The sequence below is a fragment of the Pedobacter jamesrossensis genome, from assembly GCF_042650905.1.
Taxonomy (GTDB): Bacteria; Bacteroidota; Bacteroidia; order Sphingobacteriales; family Sphingobacteriaceae; genus Pedobacter; species Pedobacter jamesrossensis.
In genome coordinates this window covers 1-7,225 of sequence record NZ_JBHSBY010000024.1, presented here as the reverse complement: position 1 = coordinate 7,225, position 7,225 = coordinate 1, and the positions used below count along the sequence as shown (strand labels likewise).

The 7,225-nt window shown below is 34.6% G+C and carries 5 protein-coding genes; all 5 read left to right on the top strand.

Translation table 11 applies throughout. From position 1 onward, the window contains the following. The first annotated feature begins 195 nt into the window (after positions 1-195). Complete coding sequence (locus tag ACFOUY_RS04160; RefSeq protein WP_378959198.1) at positions 196-570, top strand: hypothetical protein; 375 nt, start codon at positions 196-198, stop codon at positions 568-570. 203 nt (positions 571-773) lie between these two features. Further along, positions 774-1,469, top strand: a complete 696-nt coding sequence (locus ACFOUY_RS04155) for an ABC transporter ATP-binding protein (RefSeq protein ID WP_378959197.1) — start codon at positions 774-776, stop codon at positions 1,467-1,469. A gap of 9 nt (positions 1,470-1,478) precedes the next feature. Next, a complete protein-coding gene (locus ACFOUY_RS04150; RefSeq protein WP_378959196.1) occupies positions 1,479-3,989 on the top strand; it encodes a TonB-dependent siderophore receptor in 2,511 nt (836 codons plus the stop codon). After that, positions 3,989-5,434 carry an ABC transporter permease gene (locus tag ACFOUY_RS04145; RefSeq protein ID WP_378959195.1) on the top strand — a complete coding sequence of 482 codons (1,446 nt, stop codon included), beginning with the start codon at positions 3,989-3,991 and terminating at the stop codon, positions 5,432-5,434. Before ACFOUY_RS04150 ends, ACFOUY_RS04145 begins: the two co-directional genes overlap by 1 nt. An 8-nt stretch (positions 5,435-5,442) precedes the next feature. After that, positions 5,443-6,819, top strand: coding sequence for a DUF3526 domain-containing protein (locus ACFOUY_RS04140; RefSeq protein ID WP_378959194.1), 1,377 nt, complete (start codon positions 5,443-5,445; stop codon positions 6,817-6,819). Positions 6,820-7,225: the final 406 nt, after the last annotated feature.

Genomic DNA, 7,225 nt, shown 5'->3' with positions numbered 1-7,225 from the left:
ACACAAGATGAAAGAAGGCATTTTTGAAAATCTAATGAATAGAATGATCAAAAATCCACCTCACACATATAAAATGATTATCACTTAAACGCCTATTTCAAAAAATTTATTTAGAAAGCTTAAATAATATCCGCAACAAAATTTAAATTTTTATTTCTAATTAATTTTGACAATAAATTATTAAATGTAACTTTGTTGCAATTGAATAACTGGACTTATAAATATCGCTATACAATTTTCAATCGTGTTTGGGCAATTTTGCTATTGGCAATTTTTGTAAATGCAACATTAATCGAAACTCTTCACAATCATGGCTTTGAAAATGTTTCAAGCTCCATACAAAAAGTAGAAAAAGCCTCATTACATGAGCAATTATTATTACCTGCACTAAAATGTAAACTGTGCGATTTAGTAAAGCATCGCTCCCATTTTTACACTTTACCAGCACCAACATTACCTTGCTTAAGCTTATTAAAAGCTGAAGAAAAGCCCGTCATTTTCATTTTAGGGAAATCTTCTGCCTTTGTATTATTAAGTTCTAACAAAGGTCCGCCAAGCTTTATAGCTTAGAAACTGTTTAAATTAATTCCAAAATGTTACGCTAATCTAAGTCGAAGGCTTTTATATGCGTTTTGACTTCATCCAATGTGATGTTTTTAAAATTACGGAATTAAGCCGTTTACTAAACTTTTCAGAGAAGTCTCATTTAATCTATTTTTTATTTCTGTTTAATATCGCAGCCAACAGGTGTGCGCTTATAAAACCATATCCTTATGCTTCAAGCTATTTCATTATCAAAAACTTATCAATCGCACCAAGCCTTAAACGAACTTGATTTAACTGTAAATCAAGGCGAAGTATTCTGCTTACTAGGTCAAAATGGTGCCGGAAAAACAACAACAATCAATTTATTTCTTGGCTTTATCCTACCAAGTTCGGGTAAAATCCTTATTAATAATGAAGAAATATCTGCAACGAGCGATACAAGAAGAAAGCATATTGCTTATATACCAGAAGTTGTAATGCTTTACGGAAACCTTACTGCCTTAGAAAACCTCGATTACTTTTCTAAGCTAGCTGGATTTAATTATACATCTGCTTCACTAACTGAATTTTTAAATGAATGTGGACTTCAAGCGGATGCGCACCACAAAAATTTGTCGGGCTTTAGTAAAGGTATGCGCCAAAAGGTTGGTATTGCTATTGCCATTGCAAAAGATGCAAAAATTATCCTGATGGATGAACCAACAAGTGGTCTCGATCCGAAAGCAACAGAAGAATTTACACAATTAGTAAAGAAACTGGCAAACGAAGGAAAATCAATTTTAATGGCTACACACGACATCTTCAATGCTGTTAATGTGGCAACAAACATCGGGATTATGAGACAAGGCAAACTTGTACACACTATTAAAGCAAGCGAAATAACTGCTTCCGATTTACAAAAACTTTACCTCCAAACTATTTAAAACACACCGATGAAACCATCTTATAATTATCCTTTTTTTATAAAATCATTTTTTGCAACCTTAATTTTATTTCTAATTAGTGTAAATGTTTTTGCACAGGTTAAAGTAATTGGCAAAGTAACTGATGCGCAAAACCAGCCAATTCATATAGCTACAATAAAATTTAAAAGTGGTGAAGACCAGTTAAATACAAATACAGATTCTGCTGGAAATTTCTCTATCATTTTGCCCAAAAAAGCAACATATTCATTAATTGTTAGCGCAGTTGGTTATACAAGTTTCAGTTCAATCTATCCAATTAATCAATTGGCCGATTTTAATATCGAAACCATTATTCTTCAGGTTGCTAATGAGCAATTACAAACCGTAGAAGTTGTAGGCACTAATGGCAAGAAATACTATGGAAATTATTCATTCTCGGCTACAAAAACAGCTGCTTTAAATAAAGATATACCACAATCTATATCTTCTGTTTCTAAAGAGTTAATTGCCGATAGACAGGCTGCTGTACTTTCCGATGCGATAAAAAATGTAACCAGCGTATCCCAAAGCAGTTATTATAATCAGTTTTCAATTAGAGGCATTAATCAAAACGAGGAAGGTGCAATTATAAACGGCATGCGTACCAGACAATACTATTTCAACCAACCTTTAACAAACAACCTCGAAAGAATTGAAGTAATTAAAGGTCCGGCTAGTGCAACTTTTTCTAGTGTAGACCCCGGTGGCAGCATTAATCTGGTTACCAAAAAACCCCTTGCAGAAGAGCGTAAAGAAATTAGCATTTCTGCCGGAAGTTTTAGCACGATTCGTGGTGCATTAGATTTTACAGGGCCATTAAATACAAGTAAAACATTGCTTTACAGATTAAACATTGGTTATGAGGATAGTAAAAGCTTCAGAAATTTGCAATATCGAAAAGGTTATTTGATTTCGCCTTCAATCTCATACATACCGAATGATAAAACAAGTTTAAATGTAGAAGTTGTAATGAATAATAGTAATTCGAGATTAGACCGAGGACAAGCAATTTTTGGCGCAGTTGCAGGTAAAACCGATTTGCAAAGCACACCAATAACCTTTAACATGGGTGCAAGTAACGACCGTTTTAATAGTCAGGATTTGATGTTGATGGCAAATTTCTCACACGCCTTAACCAAAGATATTGTATTTAATATCGCTTACATGAAGCAAAACTGGACGGAAGATTTATTGGAGCATAGAACAACCAATGCTTTCGCAGTTGACGAAAACAATCAACCAATACCAACTCTGGCTGCAATGAGGGCAGTGCAGAGACAGCAAAAATGGAGTACAGATAATTTAAGCACCTACTTTAGCATCAATACAAATACGTTTGGCTTAAACCATAAAATTGTTATTGGTTATGATAGATTAAATACCGAAAAATTTCGCGGTGGCGGAGAAAATTCGGCACAAGGTTATAGATTAAAAGATGGAACAATTGCTACCAGATACGATGCGACTAAAAAAGACCTTTATTTATTTAAGGTAGTAAACGGTGTAAATGCCCCAGTTCCTAATGTAGAGCATTTTAACTTATCAAATCCATCTTATACCATTAAAAACTTAAGCGATTATGTTTTTACAAAAACAGAAATTCCACCTGCATATTACTTGGTTAATGGAGTTTATCTTCAAGACCAAATTAAATACGATAGATTAACCTTAACGCTTGGTTTAAGGCAAGAATGGTATCAAGATTACAGCAATTATAAGTTAGCTAACGAAAAGAAAATTCAACAGCACAAACTTTTACCAAGAGTAGGGATTACTTATGCCGTAACGTCTAACATCAATATTTACGGAACTTACTTGCAAGGTTATCAACCCCAGGGAAATACTTCGTCACTTGTAATTGTTCCGCCTCCGGCTGGTACAAACTTTAAACCTTTAGAAAGTGATTTAAAAGAGATCGGAGCAAAATCTGAATGGTTAAACAAAAATTTGATGGTAAACATTTCGTTCTTCGAAATCAATCAAAAAAATTTATTAATGAATGCCAACGACCCATTGGATGTTAACAGGTTAATAGAACGTGGTGCACAAAGAAGTCGTGGTTTAGAAATTGAATCTTCGGGGTTTATAATGCCTAACTGGCAGTTTAATGCAGGTTATAGCTATGTTGATGCAATAATTAAAGATGATTTCAATCCTGAGCTGATTGGCCAAAGAGTACAAAATACACCAAAACATAGTGCAAGCCTTTGGAGCAGATACGATTTCAAAGGAACAGGCTTAATTAAAGATATCGGTTTAGGAGCTGGCGTACAATATAGCGGTACAAAACTTCCCCTTTACATAAGAGATTTTATTCTGCCAGCTTACACTTTGGTAGATGCAGCTTTGTATTATGTGCCATCTGGCAAAAAAGTTCAACTAGCCGTAAATGTGAACAACATTTTAAACAAAACCTATTGGGTTGGGGCGCAAAATTATTTGCGTCTTTTCCCAGGTACACCAAGAAACGTAATGTTTAACGTAACCTACAGAATCTAATGCAAAATATTATTAAAATTATAGCAAAACAAACTTTTAAATCGGCTATTACCAACAAAGCAACTTTAGCTTTTACAGTTTTGCTTGGTTTATCACTTTGCCTTGCTACGTATGTAGGCTGGCAAAATTTTAAGCAGCAGAATAACCAACGCGTGCATTATAAAGAAGTTGTTAGAGCGCAATGGCTTGCCAAACCTGACAAGCATCCGCATAGAATGGCGCATTACGGTTATCTTGCTTTTCGCGAAAAACATGAACTCAGTTTTTTTGATTTCGGTATTGAAAGTTTTGCCGGCGTATCAATTTTCTTAGAAGCACACAAACAAAATACGGTAAACTTTAGCGAAGCAGGCTTTTCTAATGGCATGCTTCGTTTCGGGGAAATCAGTGTTGCAATGGTGCTTCAGTTACTGGTTCCATTACTCATTTTTTTTCTAGGTTATAACAGTATTTCCGCAGAGCGGGAAACAGGAACTTTAAAAATTATTTTATGCCAAAATGTAAGTTGGAAACAACTATTGTGGGGTAAAACCTTGGGCATAATTTCGGTTTGTCTATCTATATTTATTCCGATTGTATTACTTACAATTTTACTCTGGGCATCGCTTAGTAATTGGGAAATAACCGCAGATTCTGCCATTCGACTGTTAATCTTGATTTTAAGTTATTCAATTTATTTCTTCATAGTTTCTGTAATAGCTGTTTTAGTATCAGCATTTCAGCGAAGTTCGAAGTCGGCGCTTATTATTTTATTATCCTGCTGGATTTTCTTTTTGATTATTATGCCCAGACTAACCCAAGCAATTGGTGTAAAATTACACCCAACGCCATCTAAAATAGAATTTGCCGATGCAGTTGCCGATGATATACATAAGCAAGGCGATAGTCATAACCCTAATGACCTGCATTACGCATCAATAAAAGACTCGCTACTTAAAGTTTACAAGGTTAACGATGTAAAGAAACTTCCCTTTAATTATGGGGGCTATATTATGGCGGAAGGTGAGAAAATCACTTCAAAAATCTACAGCAATCATCAAAAAACTTTAAATAAAACTTTCGATAAACAAAATGGTATCACCACAATTGCAGGATTTTTGAATCCCTATTTGGCCGTTAAAAACATTTCTATGGCGCTTACAGGTTCTGATTTTAAAACTTATGTAGATTTTCAGGAGCAGGCCGAAAATTATAGATATGGTTTAGCTCAAAAAATGAATAAACTTCAGATTGATAAAATCAGCAATATTTCACCAGGAGAAAAAGGTAAACCGCATTCTATTAGCCGGGCAAATTGGTCGCAACAACCTGATTTTAATTATCATTTCAGTAAAGTTAATTCTGTTTTAGGAAACGAGTTATTGCCATTGATTTCGCAATTATGCTGGTTGGTTGCAGCAATTTTATTACTTCAATATTCATCAAACTGGATTAAAACGATTTAAAAAACGACATGACAAATAGCATTTATAATCTGGAATTTAAATTATTTTTCAGGAATCCTTCTTCACAAATTGGCATTTTAGTCTTGCTTTTAGCTGGTTTTTCAGGTCTTTATCTTGGTAAAACATTTATTCAAAAACAGCAACAGGTAATTGAGAAAGCTGCATTGCTGCAAAAGAAAAATACATTAACAAATGTTGAGCATTTTGGAGACGAACTTGGCCTTGTTATGTTTCATAATAAATTTTCTTTTGCTAATGAACCAAGTCCTTGGGCGGCCTTTGCAAATGGGCAAAGAGATGTAAATCCTTACTTAATTTCGGTAACCATGCTTGGCTTAGAAGGACAAATTTATGATACCGACATTAACAACCCAACCACATTATTAATGGGTAATATGGACTTGAGCTTCGTATTTATTTTTCTTTTCCCGCTGGTTATAATTGCTTTTAGTTACAATATACTTTCTGAGCAGAAAGAAAGCGGTGTCTGGCCGTTACTGCGCTCGCAAACCAACAATTCGCAAAATATAATATGGAAAAAAATGGTGGTTCGAATTGTCGTGGTTTTTGCAATAAATTTAGTGTTAACTATTTCTTCGGTAATTTATCTTAATTTGCCAATTGATTCTACACTGGCTTATGCATCTATTTTAATTATGCTTTATCTGGCATTCTGGTTTGGAGTTTCATACTTATTTATCTCTCTTAATAAATCTTCAAATTTTAATGTATCAGGATTAATTGCGGTTTGGGTAATGCTTTGTATTATTATTCCAGCATCATTAAATTTGTTCTTAACTCAGAAATTTCCCATACCGGAGGCTTTACAAAATGTAATTAACCAACGCGAAGGTTATCATGAAAAGTGGGATAAAGCAAAGGAGGTAACGATGAAACCATTTTTTGAGCATTACCCGCAGCTCAGAAAATATCCTTTTCCCGAAGAAAAAACATTTAGCTGGTATTGGTATTATGCCATGCAACAAATGGGAGATGATCAGGCTTTAGAAAGCAAAATAGCAATTGATAAAAAGCTTCAATCGAGGCAGAATTTCACAAAAATTGTTGCCCTGTTTTTTCCTTCAATACAAACACAGATTGGTATAAATGAATTGGCTGGCTCTGATTTAAATCAACATTTAAAGTTTCAAAATGAGGTTAGAAAACATCATGAACAAATTAGGTTACATTTTTACCCAAGCATCTTCCAGGAAAAGAATGTAAAAGCGACAGATATATTGAACTACAAACTAGAGAAATTCATCCCGCAAAAAACTAATTCTGTTCTTCTAAACTTGTTATCAGTTTTTACTTTAACGGTGATTTTATTTAGTATCTCCTATTTAAACTTTAGAAAAGAAAGTTTATTGATTATCAAAAACTAAAATCGAGTAGGAAGATAGGGATTAGTTCCCTATCTGTCCTCTCACACCACTGTACGTACCGTTCGGTATACAGCGGTTTGTTGAAATAGTATCTCTTGACAACCGATGTATTCACTTCTTGCCAGGCATTGTGCCCATTGGTTGCACGGCTCGGCTCAGCTCCTCTTATAATTTACTCTCGGATTCCGTCCTACCCTCATATAAGCAGTTCTCTAACGTGGTTCTGCTGTGAACGCTCTGCCATAAACTTCCTGTTTCCTTTGCCATTTCAACATTTGGTCCTTCCTGTAGTTGTAATACAGTAATAGTCGAGTAGATAGGGAAATTTCAGTCCGAACCTCTCACACAACCGTGCGTAAGACTCTCGCCTTACACGGCTGTTATTATCCAACCTAATGGTCTGATT

What these genes read in the sequence shown, in the direction of transcription:
- ACFOUY_RS04155 (WP_378959197.1), top strand. Translation starts at nt 774, where the DNA reads ATGCTTCAAGCTATTTCATTATCAAAAACTTATCAATCGCACCAAGCC.
- ACFOUY_RS04140 (WP_378959194.1), top strand. Translation starts at nt 5,443, where the DNA reads ATGACAAATAGCATTTATAATCTGGAATTTAAATTATTTTTCAGGAAT.
- ACFOUY_RS04145 (WP_378959195.1), top strand. Translation starts at nt 3,989, where the DNA reads ATGCAAAATATTATTAAAATTATAGCAAAACAAACTTTTAAATCGGCT.
- ACFOUY_RS04150 (WP_378959196.1), top strand. Translation starts at nt 1,479, where the DNA reads ATGAAACCATCTTATAATTATCCTTTTTTTATAAAATCATTTTTTGCA.